This is a genomic window from Anaerobacillus alkalilacustris (assembly GCF_001866005.1).
GTDB classification, from domain to species: Bacteria; Bacillota; Bacilli; order Bacillales; family Anaerobacillaceae; genus Anaerobacillus; species Anaerobacillus alkalilacustris.
Genome location: NZ_MLQR01000031.1, coordinates 125,889 through 143,997 on the forward strand (window position 1 = coordinate 125,889; position 18,109 = coordinate 143,997).

General features: G+C 33.8%; 17 protein-coding genes. 5 read left to right on the top strand and 12 right to left on the bottom strand.

What is annotated here, in order from left to right; genetic code table 11:
* Nucleotides 1-338 precede the first annotated feature (338 nt).
* Nucleotides 339-1,412, bottom strand: a complete 1,074-nt coding sequence (locus tag BKP37_RS13515) for a M42 family metallopeptidase (protein ID WP_071310138.1) — start codon at nucleotides 1,410-1,412, stop codon at nucleotides 339-341.
* A 279-nt stretch (nucleotides 1,413-1,691) separates the two neighbouring features.
* Between BKP37_RS13515 and BKP37_RS13520 the strand changes: the two genes are divergently transcribed.
* A complete protein-coding gene (locus BKP37_RS13520; RefSeq protein ID WP_071310139.1) occupies nucleotides 1,692-1,994 on the top strand; it encodes a PepSY domain-containing protein in 303 nt (100 codons plus the stop codon).
* A gap of 775 nt (nucleotides 1,995-2,769) precedes the next feature.
* On the opposite strand, the gene BKP37_RS13525 is transcribed toward BKP37_RS13520, so the two are convergent.
* The 3 genes from BKP37_RS13525 to BKP37_RS13535 all read right to left on the bottom strand — a co-directional run bounded on the left by BKP37_RS13525 (nucleotide 2,770) and on the right by BKP37_RS13535 (nucleotide 5,212).
* On the bottom strand, nucleotides 2,770-3,633 hold the full coding sequence (locus tag BKP37_RS13525; RefSeq protein ID WP_071310140.1) for a YtnP family quorum-quenching lactonase: 864 nt from the start codon (nucleotides 3,631-3,633) through the stop codon (nucleotides 2,770-2,772).
* 29 nt (nucleotides 3,634-3,662) lie between these two features.
* On the bottom strand, nucleotides 3,663-4,301 hold the full coding sequence (gene trmB, locus BKP37_RS13530; protein ID WP_071310141.1) for a tRNA (guanosine(46)-N7)-methyltransferase TrmB: 639 nt from the start codon (nucleotides 4,299-4,301) through the stop codon (nucleotides 3,663-3,665).
* A gap of 560 nt (nucleotides 4,302-4,861) precedes the next feature.
* On the bottom strand, nucleotides 4,862-5,212 hold the full coding sequence (locus BKP37_RS13535) for a hypothetical protein (RefSeq protein WP_071310142.1): 351 nt from the start codon (nucleotides 5,210-5,212) through the stop codon (nucleotides 4,862-4,864).
* 176 nt (nucleotides 5,213-5,388) lie between these two features.
* On the opposite strand from BKP37_RS13535, the gene BKP37_RS13540 reads away from it, so the two are divergent.
* Both BKP37_RS13540 and BKP37_RS13545 read left to right on the top strand, forming a co-directional pair.
* The gene (locus BKP37_RS13540) at nucleotides 5,389-6,195 is read left to right on the top strand and encodes a hypothetical protein (protein ID WP_071310143.1); all 807 of its coding nucleotides are present in this window, start codon (nucleotides 5,389-5,391) and stop codon (nucleotides 6,193-6,195) included.
* A gap of 73 nt (nucleotides 6,196-6,268) precedes the next feature.
* Complete coding sequence (locus BKP37_RS13545; protein ID WP_071310144.1) at nucleotides 6,269-6,532, top strand: YtzH-like family protein; 264 nt, start codon at nucleotides 6,269-6,271, stop codon at nucleotides 6,530-6,532.
* Between the two features lie 381 nt (nucleotides 6,533-6,913).
* On the opposite strand, the gene BKP37_RS13550 is transcribed toward BKP37_RS13545, so the two are convergent.
* From BKP37_RS13550 to thpR, 5 genes are all read right to left on the bottom strand, one after another.
* Nucleotides 6,914-7,360, bottom strand: a complete 447-nt coding sequence (locus BKP37_RS13550) for a hypothetical protein (protein ID WP_071310145.1) — start codon at nucleotides 7,358-7,360, stop codon at nucleotides 6,914-6,916.
* A 230-nt stretch (nucleotides 7,361-7,590) separates the two neighbouring features.
* Nucleotides 7,591-8,385, bottom strand: a complete 795-nt coding sequence (locus BKP37_RS13555; RefSeq protein WP_211271455.1) for a phosphotransferase family protein — start codon at nucleotides 8,383-8,385, stop codon at nucleotides 7,591-7,593.
* Between the two features lie 430 nt (nucleotides 8,386-8,815).
* Nucleotides 8,816-10,948, bottom strand: a complete 2,133-nt coding sequence (gene pulA, locus BKP37_RS13560) for a type I pullulanase (protein ID WP_139193132.1) — start codon at nucleotides 10,946-10,948, stop codon at nucleotides 8,816-8,818.
* A gap of 647 nt (nucleotides 10,949-11,595) precedes the next feature.
* Nucleotides 11,596-12,528: a nuclease-related domain-containing protein gene (locus tag BKP37_RS13565; RefSeq protein WP_071310146.1), complete on the bottom strand. Its 933-nt coding sequence runs from the start codon at nucleotides 12,526-12,528 to the stop codon at nucleotides 11,596-11,598.
* A 127-nt stretch (nucleotides 12,529-12,655) separates the two neighbouring features.
* A complete protein-coding gene (thpR, locus tag BKP37_RS13570) occupies nucleotides 12,656-13,222 on the bottom strand; it encodes an RNA 2',3'-cyclic phosphodiesterase (protein ID WP_169823146.1) in 567 nt (188 codons plus the stop codon).
* A gap of 205 nt (nucleotides 13,223-13,427) precedes the next feature.
* Between thpR and cysK the strand changes: the two genes are divergently transcribed.
* Nucleotides 13,428-14,363: a cysteine synthase A gene (gene cysK, locus BKP37_RS13575; RefSeq protein WP_071310147.1), complete on the top strand. Its 936-nt coding sequence runs from the start codon at nucleotides 13,428-13,430 to the stop codon at nucleotides 14,361-14,363.
* 466 nt (nucleotides 14,364-14,829) lie between these two features.
* Complete coding sequence (locus BKP37_RS13580) at nucleotides 14,830-15,048, top strand: DeoR family transcriptional regulator (protein ID WP_071310148.1); 219 nt, start codon at nucleotides 14,830-14,832, stop codon at nucleotides 15,046-15,048.
* 218 nt (nucleotides 15,049-15,266) lie between these two features.
* Here the strand turns inward: BKP37_RS13580 and BKP37_RS13585 are convergent, their stop codons facing one another.
* The 3 genes from BKP37_RS13585 to rodA all read right to left on the bottom strand — a co-directional run bounded on the left by BKP37_RS13585 (nucleotide 15,267) and on the right by rodA (nucleotide 17,967).
* Nucleotides 15,267-15,977, bottom strand: a complete 711-nt coding sequence (locus BKP37_RS13585; protein WP_071310149.1) for a pseudouridine synthase — start codon at nucleotides 15,975-15,977, stop codon at nucleotides 15,267-15,269.
* On the bottom strand, nucleotides 15,974-16,645 hold the full coding sequence (locus BKP37_RS13590) for an HIBADH family dehydrogenase (protein ID WP_071310150.1): 672 nt from the start codon (nucleotides 16,643-16,645) through the stop codon (nucleotides 15,974-15,976). The genes BKP37_RS13585 and BKP37_RS13590 overlap by 4 nt, the downstream gene beginning before the upstream one ends.
* Before the next feature lie 143 nt (nucleotides 16,646-16,788).
* Nucleotides 16,789-17,967, bottom strand: a complete 1,179-nt coding sequence (rodA, locus tag BKP37_RS13595) for a rod shape-determining protein RodA (RefSeq protein ID WP_071310151.1) — start codon at nucleotides 17,965-17,967, stop codon at nucleotides 16,789-16,791.
* Nucleotides 17,968-18,109 lie beyond the last annotated feature (142 nt).

Sequence of the window (18,109 nt, forward strand, 5' to 3'; positions counted from 1 at the left end):
AAGCAGTCTTAGTGTTAACTACTTTCTTGAGTGTTTATTTGGTAAACAAGAAAACAGTAAGAGGCATGAATAAATAAAGTTAAGGTTTTAAAAACTCTTAAAATTTGTTTACTCATGCCTGATCAAGTCAGTAACACGTAAAAATAAATTTTCTACTATTGATACAAGTAACCCTTTTCATATAAAGTTAGCATACTTACTGTTTCGTTTCAACATAATTTCACTTTCTTTATAGTTTAGAAATTCATACAAAACAGACTCGGCTGGCGTCCGAGTCTGTTTTACCGCAATTTACAATTATATTAATTGTGCTAGGTAATCAATCACCTATGTAAATATTAACTGTTATTTCGAATTGTTTCAACAACTGTTTTGTCAGTATTCTTGACAAGTTTAATAATAAACTCTTTTGCTGCTGCATAATCATCAACATGAATAATTGAACTTGAAGTATGAATGTAACGTGAACAAATACCGATTACTGCTGATGGAACACCGCTTCCTGATAGGTGAACCTTTCCTGCGTCTGTTCCACCAGGGGAAATAAAATATTGATACGGAATATTATTAGTTTCAGCAATATCTAAAAGAAATTCACGCATTCCTCGGTGTGTAATCATTGAACGATCAAAAATACGTAATAGTGCACCCTTACCTAAATGCCCAAATGCATCCTTTTCTCCTGAAGCATCATTGGCAGGGCTTGCATCTAATGCATAAAAGATATCAGGTTCAATCAAGTTTGCTGCTGTTTGAGCTCCTCTTAAACCAACCTCCTCTTGTACAGTAGCACCTGAATATAGAACATTTGGAGTTGTTTCATCTTTTAACTCTTTAAGTAACTCAATTGCAAGTCCACAACCATAACGATTATCCCAAGCCTTAGCTAATATTTTCTTATTATTAGCCATCGGTGTGAAGGGACATATTAGTACAATTTGTTGGCCAGGTTTCACTCCAATATCCTGTGCATCTACCTTATCATCTGCACCGATGTCTATATACATATTTTTAATTTCCATAGGCTTGTTACGTTTTGCTTCATCTAATAAATGTGGCGGAATGGATCCGATAACACCTATTACAGGTCCATTATCAGTAATAATCTGAACACGTTGTGCAAGTAACACTTGGCTCCACCATCCGCCTAATGTCTGGAAACGAATAAGTCCTTTTTCTGATATAGAAGTGACCATAAAACCAACCTCATCCATATGGCCTGCAACCATTACTTTCGGACCCTTTTCATCACCACGTTTCACACCAAAAATACTACCTAGACGATCTTGAATAATTTCATTTGTATATTTCTCCAGTTCACCACGGACAAATTTCCGTACTTGATGCTCAAATCCCGGTGCACCTTGAAGCTCTGTTAATGTCTTAAATAATTGTAATGTCTCCTGATTCATCGTTTACTCCTTTCGGATACCGTAATATTATGTACATTGTCTATTTTAACGAAAATAAGTTTGACTTTCCACCAATACCTTCATTTTGTCAAAAGCCTATTATTAATATCCATTTTTATAAAATGGAAAGTTTAGGTATACTATAATAGATATTGACGTAGTGATCAGACCACATTTGTGCGCAAGTACCAAAAGGAAATTTTATCCAATACCTATCTGCTTTTGAGTGGTTGCAAAAAAACTAAAAAAATATGCGAATTACAGAAAGAGGTGCTAAAAATGAACATAAAGCGATTTCTAATTGGTCTTGGAATTGGATTTGCAGTAGGATCCGTTTTAAAAGATCAACTCACCCAGGAATTTATCTCACCTGAAAAGGCATTACGAATCGTGAAAGGAAAAGTCGGTGAACAAGGGGTTGTAGAAGGGTCATGGATCCATATGATTCCTGAAGATTTCGAAAAAAGATTATTAAATTACACTGTTTATCGCGGAGGAATTTCTTGTTCAATTGAGGGAGACCTTCATCAATTTGAGTTCATCGTAGATGCAAAGACCGGAACAATTTTAGAATTATCATGACAAGATTAGGATACATAAAGCTAAACTGCAATCAGCGAGGTCCTTCGTACCCACTGATTGCTAAAGAATAAAGTTTAGATTTTTGAGTTAGTTAAGAAGAGCGCAAGGCGCCCGCCTATCGGCGACAAACACTGGAAGACCTGCTCGTAGCGGTCGGGTTTTTGACCGAAAGAGAAGGTCTGAAGTGATCGAGCCTATGGCGCCTGGAGCTAGACAGTTTCTAAGTTAGAAATTTATAAATTCTGATTATGTAAGAAAAGCGCAAGCGCCTTGGTCACGAGCAGCTGCTCCTGTGCCACTCCGTTTGCTCGTCGCAAAGCCACTTCGAAGTAATCCAAGTAGTAGCTTCACTGGGGCTGCCTTTGACAGAAGCCGCTCTTTGGCTTCTTTCGTTTACGTGCTTCTGCGTCTTCTAGCATAGCTTCGTAGCAAGCTTCCTCGAAGCAAAGCTACATGAAGCTAATCGACGAAGGATCTCAAGCAGTAATTGAAGTCCGTTGCTTGACTGAAGTGACCGAGCTCGTAGGCTGCTTGCGCTAGACAGTTTCCAAGTTAGAATTTATAAATTCTGATTATGTAAAATAGTGTCATGGAGTAACTGACACCATACCGAAATGAATGGGTATTTATCCCAATCTTAAGCGGCCCCCCACCTCAAAACTTAAGAAAATCGAGAAGTTGAGGTGGGGGATTAACTGCCCCCTAAAGGTCCGATAAGTTGTACTAACAATCAGTGGAGGATGAAGGCCCCACCATTGATTGAAGTTCAGCTTTATTAGGTTTCTTTTATTTCAATAGTTTGTTTTCTCAAAACTTCTGAAATAATTTCTCCTTCTTTGTTCCACTTTAACGCACGATATTTATTATCGTGATAAAAAATAAACCAAGAGCCTTCATCTAATCCTTTGTCTAACCACTTTTGCTTTGCGGCTATTGAAATCATTGGATAATCGTCATAAGCAGAAACCCATAGAGGATTTGAATGTGCGTGCGTAGGCATTAAGTCAGCCATATGGATAAAACATTCACCATTCCGTTTTATTAGAACAATACTATGTCCATCACTATGACCACCCGTGTGATGAATTTCAATACCTGGAATTACTTCAATCATCCCATTAAATGTTTGAACCTTATCCAAGATTGGACTCCAGTTTTCTTCCCAATACGTATTACGCGAGCGAATATTAGGTTTTTTTAGTTCTTCCCATTCTTTTTCATTTACTATTATCGTTGCATTTTCAAAAGTAGGTACGAGGTCATCCCCTTCCCATTTTGCGATGCCACAAGCATGATCAAAATGCATATGAGTCATTAATACATAGTCAATGTCACTCGTTGAAAGTCCTAATTCATTTAAATTTGAAGAAAGTTTTGACTCTGATGTTATCCCATAATTCCTTATTTGCTTATCTGAAAATTTATTATTTCCTATACCTGTTTCAAGGAGAATGTTTTTTCCTTCGACTTGTATTAAGATAGGATCGGTACATAATTCTACTTGGTTCTTTTCATTATATCGATACTTTTTTGACCATAACGACTTCGGAACAACACCAAAGATTGCTCCACCATCCATATGAATTACTCCGCCATTAAGCCATGTTAAGGTTAAATCACCTACAGTTATTTGTTCCACTACTTTCTTACTCCCTTGCAAATATTCTTTTATCGGAACTGGGCTTCGCACCGATATATTCTCATACCTTTTTGAGAAAACTTTTCTTCATACTCCGTCATTACGTTTTCTTCAATATTACTATTATGAAGATCTAAGCTAACATTATTTAAGATCAGCCCATACTTTGAAAAACTGTGAAGCGAGTATTCAAATAAGCCTTGATTATCAGTTTTAAAGTGAACCTCACCATTCTTTTTCAGTACTTGTTCATACATCTTTAAGAAGTTTTCATACGTCAATCTGCGTTTTTCATGACGATTTTTTGGCCAAGGATCAGTAAAATTGATATACACTCTGTCAATCTCGCCTTCCACAAAATAATTTATTAAATTTACTACATCTTCATTTAACAATTTAAAATTCGTTAATTCTGCTTTTTGGATACGTTCTAATGCTGTAATAATGACACTATCATATTTCTCTACACCAATGTAGTTTACCTCCGGGTGAAGTTGCGACATTCCTGTCAGAAATTGCCCCTTACCTGTTCCTACTTCGACGTGAATCGGATTATCATTACCAAATATTTCGCGCCATTTCCCTTTATTATTTTCCGGATTTTGTATAACGATTGTCGGTTGTTTCAATAAAGCCTCAGATGCACCAGGTTTATTTCTTAATCTCATTTTTTTCATCCTCACTCAAATAATTATTGACTATACTATAAGAACCACACAAGAAAAGCGCAAGCGCCTTGGTCACGAGCGAAAGGCACTGGAAGGCCTTTGACAGAAGCCGCTCTTTGGCTTCCGAAAAGGACTGAAGTGACCGAGATCGTAGGCGCTGAAGCTAGACAGTTTCCAAGTTAGAAATTTATAAATTCTGATTACACAAGAAAAGCGCAAGCGCCTTGGTCACGAGCGAAAGGCACTGGAAGGCCTTTGACAGAAGCCGCTCTTTGGCTTCCTACGTGCTTCTACGTCTTCTAGTATTGCTTCGTAGTAAGCTTCCTCGAAGCAGTGTTTTGTGCGACGAGTAACCGCAGGAGCAATTGTTTTCCGTGCGACGAGTAACCGCAGGAGCAAAGCTGCATGAAGCTATTCAGAGACGTTATTCATGTAGTTATTGAAGTCAGTAGCTTGACCGAAGTGACCGAGCTCGTAGGCTGCTTGCGCTAGACAGTTTCTAAGTTAGAAATTTATAAATTCTTACCTTTCAAAAAACTCTATTGCGCATGTTCATTTTCCTATCCATTAAATACAACAACATCCCATTTTAGTAAGTATTCAGGATGATGATCCACTGCCGCTGTAACATACAGCATATCTGCTACTTTCCATATAAGAACTTCTTTATAGTCTTCCTCAGGATCATTTCCCACATAAGTTGATTGGATGTTATGATATAAAGGGCTACTTGTATCATGCTTAGCTTTTTTTACCGTTAAATTATGCCAAGGATGATTTTTTATCTGACTCATTGATAATTCAAACATTTTTACCTCTTCTAAGAGATCGCCCTTGTTTGATTTAACTCCTTTTAAGATTGATGTCGTTTCTATATAAATAAAATCCAATAATTCTTCAGAAAAAATCAATCGCTCTTCTCTCCTTTTAGCTAGTTCCTTTGGTAGTTTACCATAAAAGTTCTCTATCTTTAACACATCATTGATCAAAAAACTTGCATAAATATATTAATTTCACCTTTTTCTAAAGTTGAATAGTATAAAATAGGGTAAGATGTTAAGAAATATGAAAAAAAAGGAGTGATTAGATGATTAATCAACCGGAACCAGTTTTTAGTTTTACCATTCCTTACTATACTTCAAGTAATGGAGAAACAGACGAACTTTTTGTTTCAGAAAAAACATATGAAAAATACTTACTTGCTGTTACTAAAACGAAGGTTATTGTTATCCACGGTACACAACACCCTATCTCTTCTATATACGGAGAAGTTACCACTACTTTATTCGATAATAAAAAATCGATTATTGTAATTGGAACAAAAGACCTTGATGAATACACAAGTGAACTAATCGATATTGCTATTGCGCAAGAATTAGAAAAAATAGTACTTATGGATAGAAACGAATTTTTTCGTTTTTTATATGATGAGGCGACTCCTGATCCTATTAAAATTTTCATTGATGATTTCCAACAAACTGTTGAGGAAATACATATCACAAAAAGATTAAAAAAGGAAGGGTATCGCATTCACGAAAGAGAGGCATTACTTGCTGAAGATATTTTAGCAAATGCAATACATTTTACGGAACTTAGAAATATGTCACCTTTGGAAAATGAACATGGTGTGTTTTTATTAACAAAACTAATTTACTTACATTACTCAGACCGATCACTTTATCAACAATATAAAATACGTTTACAACCAAACTACCAAAGACTTTTTATTGAAGCTGAAAAGCTATTAAGTGTGATACAGAAAATGAATTTATCAACAGCGAAAGGTCGCGAACGTGCTATAGATAAGGTATTTCAATATTTAAACTATAAAAAACATGTAAAAAAAATAACGCTTAACAATATTGAAGAGTTTCATGTACATCTAAGGGTATAACAATTAATATGGATAAAAGATACATATATAGCACATCCTAATTTTGAAAAGCATACATAAAGGATGTGTTACTATGAACTATCAAGACCAATTAACTCTATTAACTGACATTTTGAAAAATCAACAAGCTCAGCAATATGGAACAGAAGACGAATTCAATCAAATTCAGCGATTAGCTCAATCACTTCAAGGCCAAGAACAATTAAACGAAAATATGCAACAAACTTTAACTAATATTACAAACTATTGCTCGACTAGAGACTGTAATAATTCACAACAAATCGATCAGTGGATTCAATCCATAAACGAGAGCACACTTCCTTACCCTCACGAGTAAGAAAGTTTATGTACTATTTATTCTAGGGTCTAAAGAAACAAAATAAATAATAAAGCAAAACATCGAAAGCGGGGCGCTTTTGATGTTTTGCTTATTAAATAAAAGGTACCATTTATACCTTTTCTTCCTACCAGTTAAAACTACCCCTTAAAAGTTGGAAAATACTATTCCCCTGGAAATATGTCGAAATTCCCAATATTTCCAAAGCCTACACCCACCAATAAGAAGCTTAACTTAAATCAGTGGGGGGTCTTACTGCCCATTAAAAATGTTTTGCAATCACTTTTCTTCTACTGTAAAATTTATTGTTACTGAAAAACTATAGCGCTCTTCCAGACCATCTTCTTCCATAGTATTAAAGTTTGCAGTAACAACTAAAGATTAGTCCACTTCCGGAAAAACAACATTACTAAAATAATCTCGAACAAAAGAATCTTCAGTGTGTGCTCCAGTTTTAATAAAAGATTCTTTAAACCATTCCCCACTTTTCAAAGTATTATAAATTAAAGGTAATGGCTGTGTTGGTTGTATTGTCACATCACGACTTTTTTCAGTAATTTCAAACCAAAACGGCGATGCAGCATGTGAGATTTCATTCTTAAGGTTATCACCGATGTATTTTAACATGGCATAAATATTCTCTTGTTCATATGGTTTATAACTGCTTTTCTTTGAAACTACCCTTAAAATAAATTCTCCTTCAACTACCTCTTGAACTATTTCATTAGAATTTAACTTCTCATTTTTTTCAATGTGAAAAGTGTCACCAGTACCACACGCAAACAGAAAAAAACTAAAAAGAAACAGAAAGAGACAAGAATTCTTCATAATAAATCCAGCTACCTTAATTTTATTCCTATAATATTGACGTCTTTATTAATGAGAAGGTTTCAAAAAGTCATCTAAGTTAAGGGGCGCCTATTACATAAACTTATGTTTCTTTCTAGATAATTTAACTTTCAATCAGTAGTTGTTGCATTCTTGTTAAAAATAAAAAAAGAACATAAGTTTTAAAAACTCATGTCCTTTTATTACCTTTACAATCCATGTTAACTAGATTAAATATCAGCAGCTAAAAGCTTTGTAAGATAATTTACCCAGTAATTCACATCGGTATATTCCTTACGTTGGTTATGCCAGATAATAGCGTATATAGTCTGAGAAACAACATACCAGTGCATTCGATTATATAATCCCTCATCTAACTCTACTCCATAATTTTCTAGCCAACTTTCCCAATCCTTTCTAGGTATATATAAATAAAGGAGTAATCCTAAATCCAGTGCTGGGTCTGCAACAATAGCTCCATCCCAATCAATTAGAAACAAATCTCCTTCTTCACTTAAAACCCAGTTATTATGATTAATATCACAATGACAAACAACATACTCACTATGTTCTACACTTTGCACACGTTTATTTAAATAATTTAAAGCGTCAGTGATAATTTGCAAATCCAAGCCAATATTCTTGATTTTCCCATCTATTTCTTCGACAATTGACTGAGGTGTAAGTGGCTTATTACCAATTCGTTTAAACATTTCTAAGAGTTCTTTAGAACGATGGATCTTACTAAGAAGTTGAGCTACTAGCTCCTCTTTCATTTCATAAGATTTTAATTCTCTCCCATTTACCCATCGTTGAGCAGTGATGACATCGCCATTTTCTAAACGTCTTGTCCAAAGTAACTTTGGAACAATTCCTTCAGCTGATAAAACAGCTAGAAAAGGTGACGAATTCCGCTTTAAAAAAAGCTTCTCTTCCCCAAACCGGGCATAATATGCTTCTCCTGTTGCTCCACCAGCAGGAGTCACCTCCCACCCTTTTCCTAATAAATGTTCCAACAAATTCACCCTCAACTTCCTAATTCTAACGGGATATATTTTTATACTTTAATAATAATTTTCAAAATACAGATTTCACGCGAACCATTTTCAATTAAACATAGTTTGTTGTCGCCGGATTCATAGTAATCATTTCACCAATAAAAATAAATATTTCCCAACAATTACCTAAAAGTTTTTTAAAATAATCAGAATTTATAAATTTCTAACTTAGAAACTGTCTAGCTCTAGCGCCTTTCGCTCGTGACCAAGGCGCTTGCGCTTTTCTTGATAATTTTCTGTAATTCACGTAATTTTACTTCCACAAATTATAATAATACTAGTATACCGTATTTTTTGTAAAGAAAAAATTAAAATTATTGTAAAAAGTGTAGAATGAGAAAACTCAAGGCGCTCATTACTTGCTCCTTTTATGAATTTTTCATTCTACACAATAGTTTTAATAGGATTTCGGATGAAAAAGAACTGTTGTACTTATCCCTTGCACAATAATTTTTGCCCCTTCAAATGTTCTAAGTGGTGAAACAGCCGATTTACTACCTTCTACTAAAACATCCCAGTATCCACTGGATGGTAATATTAGTTCCTTTTCACCTTCAAAGCTATTGTGAGCTATTACAAACATCCCTGAGTTATCCTTTAACATATAGGCCAAGCAACATGAAGGGGTATCAAGAATATGCATATTCTTCTTCACTTGATCAGCGGTCGAAAACCGAAATACATTATGTGTTTTTCTTAATGCTACTAAACCTTTAACATAATCAACGTAATCCATATGAAAGGCTTTTCTTTTCCAATCCAATTTATTTATTTCGTCTGAAGAACAATAGCTATTTTCCACACCTTTTTTCGTTCGATAGAACTCTTGACCTGCATGTAAAAATGGAATTCCTTGACTCAATAATGTCATCGCTGTTGCAAGACGATGCATTGAAGCTCTTACCTCTTCTTTTTGATCACCGTTTGAAAGCTCCAATTTATCCCATAACGTATGATTATCGTGACATTCCACATAGTTTACTGACTGATATGGCTCACGAAAAATACCTTCTATATGATAAAATCCTTTTATGCTCCCACTTACTAACATTTTAAAAGTTTCTTTTAATTCACCATTTCCATTACAAAATCCTTTTTTCGTATGATCAAAGATACTTCCTTTAAGCTTATCGCGAAATTGATCATTAAAATGACTAATACTAGGTAATAAATCAGAATTAGCAATAATCGCCTTCTTTTCTCTTTGAATTGGGGTAGCTAAATCCCAACCTTCTCCAATGACAATAATTGATGGATCAATTTCATTTAATTCATCTCGAACTTTATTCATTGTCTCAAGGTCAAGGATGCCCATTAAATCAAAACGAAAGCCATCCACTTGATATTCTTCAGCTAAAAATTTAACTGAATCTACAATGAATTTCCGTACCATCTTTCTCTCTGAAGCGATATCATTTCCTACTCCTGTTCCATTCGCTAAACTTCCATCTAGTTTATATCGAAAATAGTAACCTGGTACAATTCTCTCAAAATTTGATCTATGATGTATATAAACATGATTATAAACAACATCTAAAATTACTCTTATCCCTTGTTTATGAAAGGATTTAACAACTTCTTTTAATTCAAGTATTCTTTGTTTTGGATCCTCGGGCTTTAAGGAGTAACTTCCTTCTATGGCACTGTAGTGAATCGTATCGTATCCCCAATTATATTTATCCAACGATTTTGTTTCATCTACGCTACCAAAGTCTTGAACAGGTAGTAATTGTACATGCGTAACACCTAGATCTACAAGATAGTCTAATCCGGTAAGAGTACCCGAAGGACCGCGCGTTCCCGTTTCAGTTAAAGCTTTGTACTTACCTTTATGTTTCATCCCACTATTCTCGTCAATCGAAAAATCCCTAACATGGACTTCATAAATAATTGCATCATTTCTTGATTTGTAGGAGGGTTTCTTGACTTCATTCCATTGACTTGGATTAGTATGAGAAAGATCTACAACTACCCCTCGTTCCCCATTCACAGTTACTGCTTTAGTATAAGGGTCAACGGCTTCTCTCCACATTCGATCAATCAATAAGCGATATTTATAAGCAGTGCCCTCTAAATCTCCAAAAACAGTATAATGCCATACACCCTTATCTGCCTTCGTAAGAGGATACCTTTGTTGTTGATTACCGTTAAATAGAATTAATTGAACTTCTGTTGCAGTTGGTGCCCAAAGTTTAAAAGTTGTTTCATCTTTTGTATACGTAATACCTAAATCATCAAGATCATAAAAGTAAAGGTCATCAAAAGTTTCAGTACGAACTACTTGACCTGTTTTAACATCAAAAGAGATTTGCTTGTTTGTAAAAACTCTGTATTCCGTACCTAGATTTACTGCTTTCTCCAAGTATAGCTCATAACGCCATCTTTCATTACTTTTTCTCCAAGTTTTTATGGTCAATGGTTCATTGGTTTGTGTATTTATAATTGTAAAATGGGAGAGTTCTTCATCCACTTCTGAAAAGGGAATTGTGATTAACATTAGTTCATCTATATATGCATTTTTGGCTACCACAAATACCTCTCCTCTCTTTACCTAATTTTTTAGAAAAACATTATTTATAATATTTTCAAAAATATTTGTTACATTAGTTTTACTACCTAGTTTATTTATATGAAAATTATAGTAACTTCGTTCAACTAAGTATTCATTCCTATAACAATCTTTATGAGAAAAAAAGCCTACTTAGTAGAAAAACTTAGAATTTTTTCAATCATAGTTGTAATAAGACATTTCTATTCCTTATTCTATTTAATTATTTAAGTGTCCCTATATCAAGGAGGCGATTTCCATTTTAAGAACCCTTTAGAAACTAAACTAAACTCTTAATGGCATCTACACTATTACTATAAAACAAAATTGGAATTGATATGCTTGATTTTATGTATAATACAGAAATTAATTAGAATATTTTTCAATTTATTTACTCGAAAGAATTTAAAATCCTATCCCCCACCAATCAATCAAGTTTAAAGTACACCAGCTGATTTCTTAGTAGCTTGGAAATCCATTACTTTTATAAAGCTAATACCGTTAAAAAAGATCACTTTAAAGATCATTCTTCCTCTTTTAGTAATCGTTGATTACTCATATTCTATACCAATAAATCGCTTTTGAATTCATCAGATACCATAATCGTTGAATTTAAATTATAAATTTCCCTAGTTCTCCTCATCGATATCTTGTTCAAGATCTGAACGAGGTTCTGAGGTTGTTTGGCATAAATCTAACAACTTTTGACAAAACCTGAGCTGTGTTGATTTAATCGGGGTTGAATTATTCTTTAACTTTTGTTGCCATTCATTAATATTCCTCTGATCGAGAAAGGTAGTTCTACCCCATGGAGAAGTAACATCAATATAACCTTCTTGTGTCAAGACAGCTTTCTTCACCTTAAATCTTATTTCTGTGACTTCTAATATTTTATTCAATATAGTACTCATTCGATTTAAAGATAGTAAAGGATTAATAATTTTTCGTTCATCATCACCATTTAATTCCAACCAATATCTTTCTGAGTATGTTTGGAAAATTGAATTTTCCCTACCTTCCAGATTTACAATGCACCAAATTTCAGTTGGACCAACGACTAGGATATCAAACTGTACTGCAGCCTTTGGATAAGTGACTACTGGATAATAAAATACAAAATAATTATCTGGAAGTGATTGAAGAAACCACTTCAATGTTTCGTCACGTAAATATGATTTCTTTAAAGTTGACTTTTCCACTAATGTGGAACTTGCCCAATTAAGTTGAAACTCAAATAATTCTCGTAGAAAGTTTATTTTTAACTCTGGCAAAGATTTATACTTAAATTGATATTGGTGTTCATTACAATCATTATAAAAATCTTCTGTTTGATTTTTACGTTTATACAAAGTTTTTAGTTTACTGAATGCATTTCTAATAGTCTTTTTTTGTTTTTCTACAAAATGTTCCACCGAAGGATTTTCTACTAAATAGGATTCTTCCCATTCTCGTTTTAACCTTGCCCAACGCTCTCGCTTTAACCGAGAAAATTGGCTTGGGTATCGGTACATGTCATATTGATAACGTGAAACATAATCCTCTAATTTTACTAAGTGAGCCACAAACACTCCTCCAAAAACGACGATGTCTAAATATTTAAAAAGTACAATAAAATTTTATCATAACACCTACCTATTTTGGAATGGAAGAGTTTATGTTAATTAGGTTAGTAGGTATAATAATCCGTACTCATTCATTGGCTAAAGTAAATGAAGAGATAACTTCGTATTTAGGTGTTCTTTGTAGATGTGTTTGATATATCACAAAATTTGATACCTTCCACTTTTCTTCTATTACAAATGATTGAAATGACTTATTTAACTTTAAATTATCGAAAGATGAAGCACCTTTATATTTACGTGCTAATGTAATATGAGGATTATAAGCACGTTTATCTAACTCCATGCGGAGTTTTAAACATGCCTGGAAAACATCCATTTGAAGCTTAAATAACTTGTCTTCTTTTTTTATACCAGCCCATAAAATCCTAGGTGAATGATTTGGTCCAAAGTGCCCAATATGATCAATTATTAATGGAAATGATTGATGTTTGTCGGCAATAACATGAAGTTTTTCTTGTAGATTTTTTATTAAAGAGAACTCAATTCCACCTAAAAAAGCTAATGTTATGTGATAATCCTCTTCATGAACAAAGCGTTCAAACGGTGGTGTTTCATTTTGATTCCATGCTGCCAATTTTTTCTTTACTTTTTTTTCAATGGGTATTGCAATGAAATAATGGGGTTGTATTGTCACTAAAGGCTCTCCTTTCAATAAAGATTTTTATTTGTATATTCTTTAATATTGTCAATTTAAAGTCAAATTCTACCGTTTAAATCTTATCTTTATTCCTATCAAGATGATAGGTTTTCTCAACATAATTGTGATAAAATAATATGTATATAATAAATAATAAAAAAATTTATCTATTATCTTATAAAAAGAAAAGGAAGTGTAATATATGCGTATTGTAAATAACATCGCAGATTTAATTGGCGATACGCCATTAGTAAAATTAAACCATCTTCCAAGTAAATCGGGAGCAGATGTCTATTTAAAGTTAGAATTTATGAATCCTAGTGGTAGTGTAAAAGACCGTGCAGCTTATCAAATGATTTTACAGGCAGAAAAAGACGGGTATTTAAAAAAGGGATCTACACTTATTGAACCTACAAGTGGTAACACCGGAATAGGACTTGCCATGAACGCTGCTGCTCGTGGTTATAAAGCTATTTTAACAATGCCCGATACAATGTCAAAGGAACGTATTAATATATTAAAGGCATATGGCGCTGAGGTTGTACTTACTCCTGGAGATGAAAAAATGCCTGGTGCAATTAATAAAGCACATGAACTTTTGAAAGAAATCCCTAATAGTTATATGCCAATGCAATTTGAAAATGATGCTAATCCTGAAGCACACCGTCTAACAACAGCATTAGAAATCAAGGAAGCATTAGATAGTATCGGGAAGAACCTAACTGCTTTTGTAGCTGCTTCTGGGACTGGCGGAACAATTACAGGTACTGGTGAAAAGTTAAAGGAACTATACCCTAATGTTAGTGTGCATGTAGTAGAACCTGCAGGGTCACCCGTTCTATCTGGAGGAAAACCCGGACCTCATAAACTTGTCGGTACGAGCCCTGGATTTATCCCACCAATATTAAATGAAGAAGTCTATGGAGAAATTTTTAAAGTTGAAGATGATGATGCATATAATGTTACAAGACGTCTTGCACGTGAAGAAGGTATACTTGTTGGTCCTTCATCAGGAGCTGCTTGCTTTGCAGCTTTAGAAATAGCAAAGCGTCTTTCACCAAAAGATGTCGTAATAGCAATTGCCTGTGATACTGGTGAGCGTTATTTATCAACCGATTTGTTTGATTTTGAAAACTAAAAAGGTATAAGCTTGTAGGCACTTGAGCTAGACCGCTTCCGAACTTCATAATTTTAGTGAAAATCAGGTAGAGATTCTTTCTCTATCTGATTTTTTTATAATAAAGAATTACATTATTCATTATTTTCGCCACTAAAATATATTATCTTGTTAAACTGAACCGGTAACTAGATATAGATTCATCCGACTGAGTTTTGGTAATGATGAAATAAACTCAATTAATTAATTTATTTACTTTATTGTTAGATTTTCATACGGGAAATTTAACAATTTTACCAAAACCTTACAAGAATTCTCCCGCTTTCCTTTGCTAAATATTTCAAATTATTGTACAATTACACTAAAAGGAACTCCCTATATTTTCTGATAGTAAGAAATTCATTTTTAAAGCTGCTAATCAGCTGGTTAAGAAATGCCTATGTATTTTTTTGTTTTAAGAAATGAAAAAAGAATAAGGAGTGGTTTTTTGGAAACTTCAACTGATCGGATGATAAACCGAATTAAGTCTGTCTACCTCTATATTAAAAAAAGGGGCATTGTTACGACAAATGAATTAGTTGAAGAATTTGGAATTACCTCAAGGACAATTCAACGAGATTTAAACATACTAGAGTATAATAAGCTCGTGAAGAGTCCTAGCCGTGGCAAATGGACAATAACTAAAAAGAAAACAAAGGTTTCCTAAAGTAAAAAACTAAATAGAAAGCAAGTTGAATACTCCCCCAATGTTGAACGTTGGGGAATTTTTATTCCTTACTCAATTATCATTGAAAGAGAGCTCGTTCTAGCTTCGCTAGAACATCGGAAATTCAGCTGGATTCTCAACTCCAGCTGAATGGAAGTTTCCACCTAGGCTACGCTTAGAGTGGGCGGTCTATGCCCATTAAGTACAAATCAGTTTGATTAACGATTAACTAACTTCTCAACTTCATCCTCGGTCAATTCTCGGTACTCGCCTAAATCTAGCGTTGCATCAAGTAATAATGGCCCAATAGATAGACGTTTTAAGTAAGTCACTTTTTTACCTACAGCTTGAAACATTCGTTTGACTTGATGGAACTTCCCTTCCGTAATTGTAAGTTCAATTTCAGAAACTTCGTCTGATTTTAAAATCACTAAAACTCCTGGTTTTGTTTTGTAACCATCATCAAGAGTAACACCATTTTTAAACTTTTCAATATCCTCATCAGTTACTTTGCCTTGTATTCGTGCGTAATACGTTTTTGGAACGTGCTTTTTAGGAGAAAGAAGCTCATGAGAAAGTTTACCGTTATTTGTTAATAACACAAATCCTTCTGTATCTTTATCTAGCCTCCCGACTGGAAATGGTTCATAGCGAGCATCTTCTAATTCTAATAAATCAACAACTGTCTGCTCATGGGCGTCCTCTGTAGCTGAAATAACACCTTGAGGTTTATTCATCATTAAGTAGACAAATTCCTTATACTCTACTTCTTCACCATTAACAACAACTTGATCTTGCTCTATAGCAATATGCTTTTTGGCATCCTTAATGACTTCTTCATTTACACGTACTGCCCCTGTTTTTAATAACTTCTTTACTTCTTTTCGACTTCCATAGCCCATATTGGCCAAAAACTTATCTAACCTCATTCTTCTTTCCCCCTTAATGTTATTTGTTGCACAATATTCTTTGCAAAATCTCCTAAATCATTATTTAAATATGCTTTTACGTTTCCACGCGTAATCTGTGATAACGTTTGTCTAATTACTATAGGCTGAACTCCAGACTTTAGTAGTTCTTCCTCTAATTTTAGTACCATTTCAATCGATGCCTTTGTTCCTATTGTATTTGCCAACAATACTTCTTTTTCAGTTCCATTCACAATCGTAAAATTTTCACCTAAAAAGTTTCTTAATGGTTCAATTTCCTCGTGAATGGGTACAACAAAAAGTCCATTTTGATCTTCTACCATTTGTTTGGCATGCCCAGCTAATTTACAAGGTATAATCTTCTTAGAAAAAATCTTTTTCACCTCATTACTCTGTAAAGCAGTAGCAAAAAGATAAATTTTAACATCTTCCCGAAAATACTTTTCGTATGTATTAAGAAATGGAATAACACTATTTGCAGGTAGCATCAATAAGACATGACGTACTTTATTAAAATTTCTTGGTTCTAAATAGACGATACGATTATCTACTTTTTGAAAATCTTTAACTTTTTGTTTCGTTCTAGTGTAAACAAAAATCTCTTCTTTGTATGAACATAATTTTAATACACTTTGTGCTAATTTTCCTAATCCTACAATTAAATTCATAGCCACCCTCCCCAGTTACATTTTTCACCAACAGGAACCACAGATGAATTGATAAGTTACCGCAAATTAATAACACTTCATATATCGAAAAATGTAAGAAAAAACTGCAATCAATTTTTTTGATTACAGTTTCTTAATCGAATTTACGACATTTCCTCTGAGCCAAACATATAGTGTCTGGTACGAACATTAACATTAAGAACAATACCGATAGCAATCATATTCGTTAGTAAAGCACTACCACCATAACTTATAAATGGTAAAGCCAAACCAGTAATCGGCATAAGACCAATAGTCATCCCGATATTTTGGAATATCTGAAAGACTAAAAGGCCTATTACACCAGCTACTAAATAACTACCATACATATTATTACAACTAAAAGCAATAATAATCATTCTATAGAACAGTAGAAAATAAACAACTATTAATATCGTAGCACCAAGAAACCCGAATTCCTCACCAATTACAGTAAAAATAAAATCTGTATGAATTTCCGGGACACGTCCACTTTTAGATAATACACCTTCAGTAAAACCTTTTCCATAGAGCTGACCAGAGCCAATTCCCTGGATCGCCCCGAGAAGTTGATATCCAAGTCCACCTGGATCATCATATGGATTTAACCATCCGTAAATTCTATCTAACTGATGAGATTTGATAAACTTACTAAAAAGCGCGAAGTAATTATTGTGAAGCCAAACTAATATAGCTAAAATTGATGTAATTATCGTCCCAAGAACTGCAAATATCTTCCAAGAGATCCCTGCCATTAGTAACATCGTACCCATTATACTAGCAATAACTAATGCAGTTCCTAAATCCGGTTGTATTAAAATAAGAAAAAACGGTGGTAAACCTACTGCCAACACTTTTAGTACAACTATACAATCCTCATTTAATGACCTCTCTCTATACTCTTTAGTTATTAGAAATAGTAAATGAGCTAGAGCTAATACAAGAAATATTTTCACGAACTCTGACGGTTGAAATAAATTGTTCCCTACCCCAATCCAACGTTGAGAACCGTTTCGCTCAATTCCAAAAAAATGAACAGCTAATAACGATAAAATTCCTATAACATAAAGTGGAATTGTAAAATTTTTAAATAAATCATAATCAATGACCATTGCTCCAAGCATTAGTGCAGTTCCTATCACGAACCAAATAACTTGCCTCTTAACAAAATGTGAAGGCTCTACAGAGTATTGTCCAGCCATAGCAGCACTATAAATAGCAAGCAAAGAGATGCACATTAATAAAAACAGCAAAAATAACAACGTATAATCTAACTGTTGAATATAAGTTTTACGTTCTTGCATGGGCTGTATCCTCCATTTAATGATTGCCTTATTTATAAGTAAAGTTTTATTTTATAATTGTGAAAAGCCTTTTCTAATGTTATCATAGCTTATTTTTTTTAACAAAGGAATTTTTAACTAAGATATATACCAAACTAAAATG

What these genes read in the sequence shown, in the direction of transcription:
- BKP37_RS13515 (WP_071310138.1), bottom strand. Translation starts at nt 1,412, where the DNA reads ATGAATCAGGAGACATTACAATTATTTAAGACATTAACAGAGCTTCAA.
- BKP37_RS13520 (WP_071310139.1), top strand. Translation starts at nt 1,692, where the DNA reads ATGAACATAAAGCGATTTCTAATTGGTCTTGGAATTGGATTTGCAGTA.
- trmB (WP_071310141.1), bottom strand. Translation starts at nt 4,301, where the DNA reads ATGAGATTAAGAAATAAACCTGGTGCATCTGAGGCTTTATTGAAACAA.
- BKP37_RS13540 (WP_071310143.1), top strand. Translation starts at nt 5,389, where the DNA reads ATGATTAATCAACCGGAACCAGTTTTTAGTTTTACCATTCCTTACTAT.
- BKP37_RS13545 (WP_071310144.1), top strand. Translation starts at nt 6,269, where the DNA reads ATGAACTATCAAGACCAATTAACTCTATTAACTGACATTTTGAAAAAT.
- BKP37_RS13550 (WP_071310145.1), bottom strand. Translation starts at nt 7,360, where the DNA reads ATGAAGAATTCTTGTCTCTTTCTGTTTCTTTTTAGTTTTTTTCTGTTT.
- cysK (WP_071310147.1), top strand. Translation starts at nt 13,428, where the DNA reads ATGCGTATTGTAAATAACATCGCAGATTTAATTGGCGATACGCCATTA.
- BKP37_RS13585 (WP_071310149.1), bottom strand. Translation starts at nt 15,977, where the DNA reads ATGAGGTTAGATAAGTTTTTGGCCAATATGGGCTATGGAAGTCGAAAA.
- BKP37_RS13590 (WP_071310150.1), bottom strand. Translation starts at nt 16,645, where the DNA reads ATGAATTTAATTGTAGGATTAGGAAAATTAGCACAAAGTGTATTAAAA.
- rodA (WP_071310151.1), bottom strand. Translation starts at nt 17,967, where the DNA reads ATGCAAGAACGTAAAACTTATATTCAACAGTTAGATTATACGTTGTTA.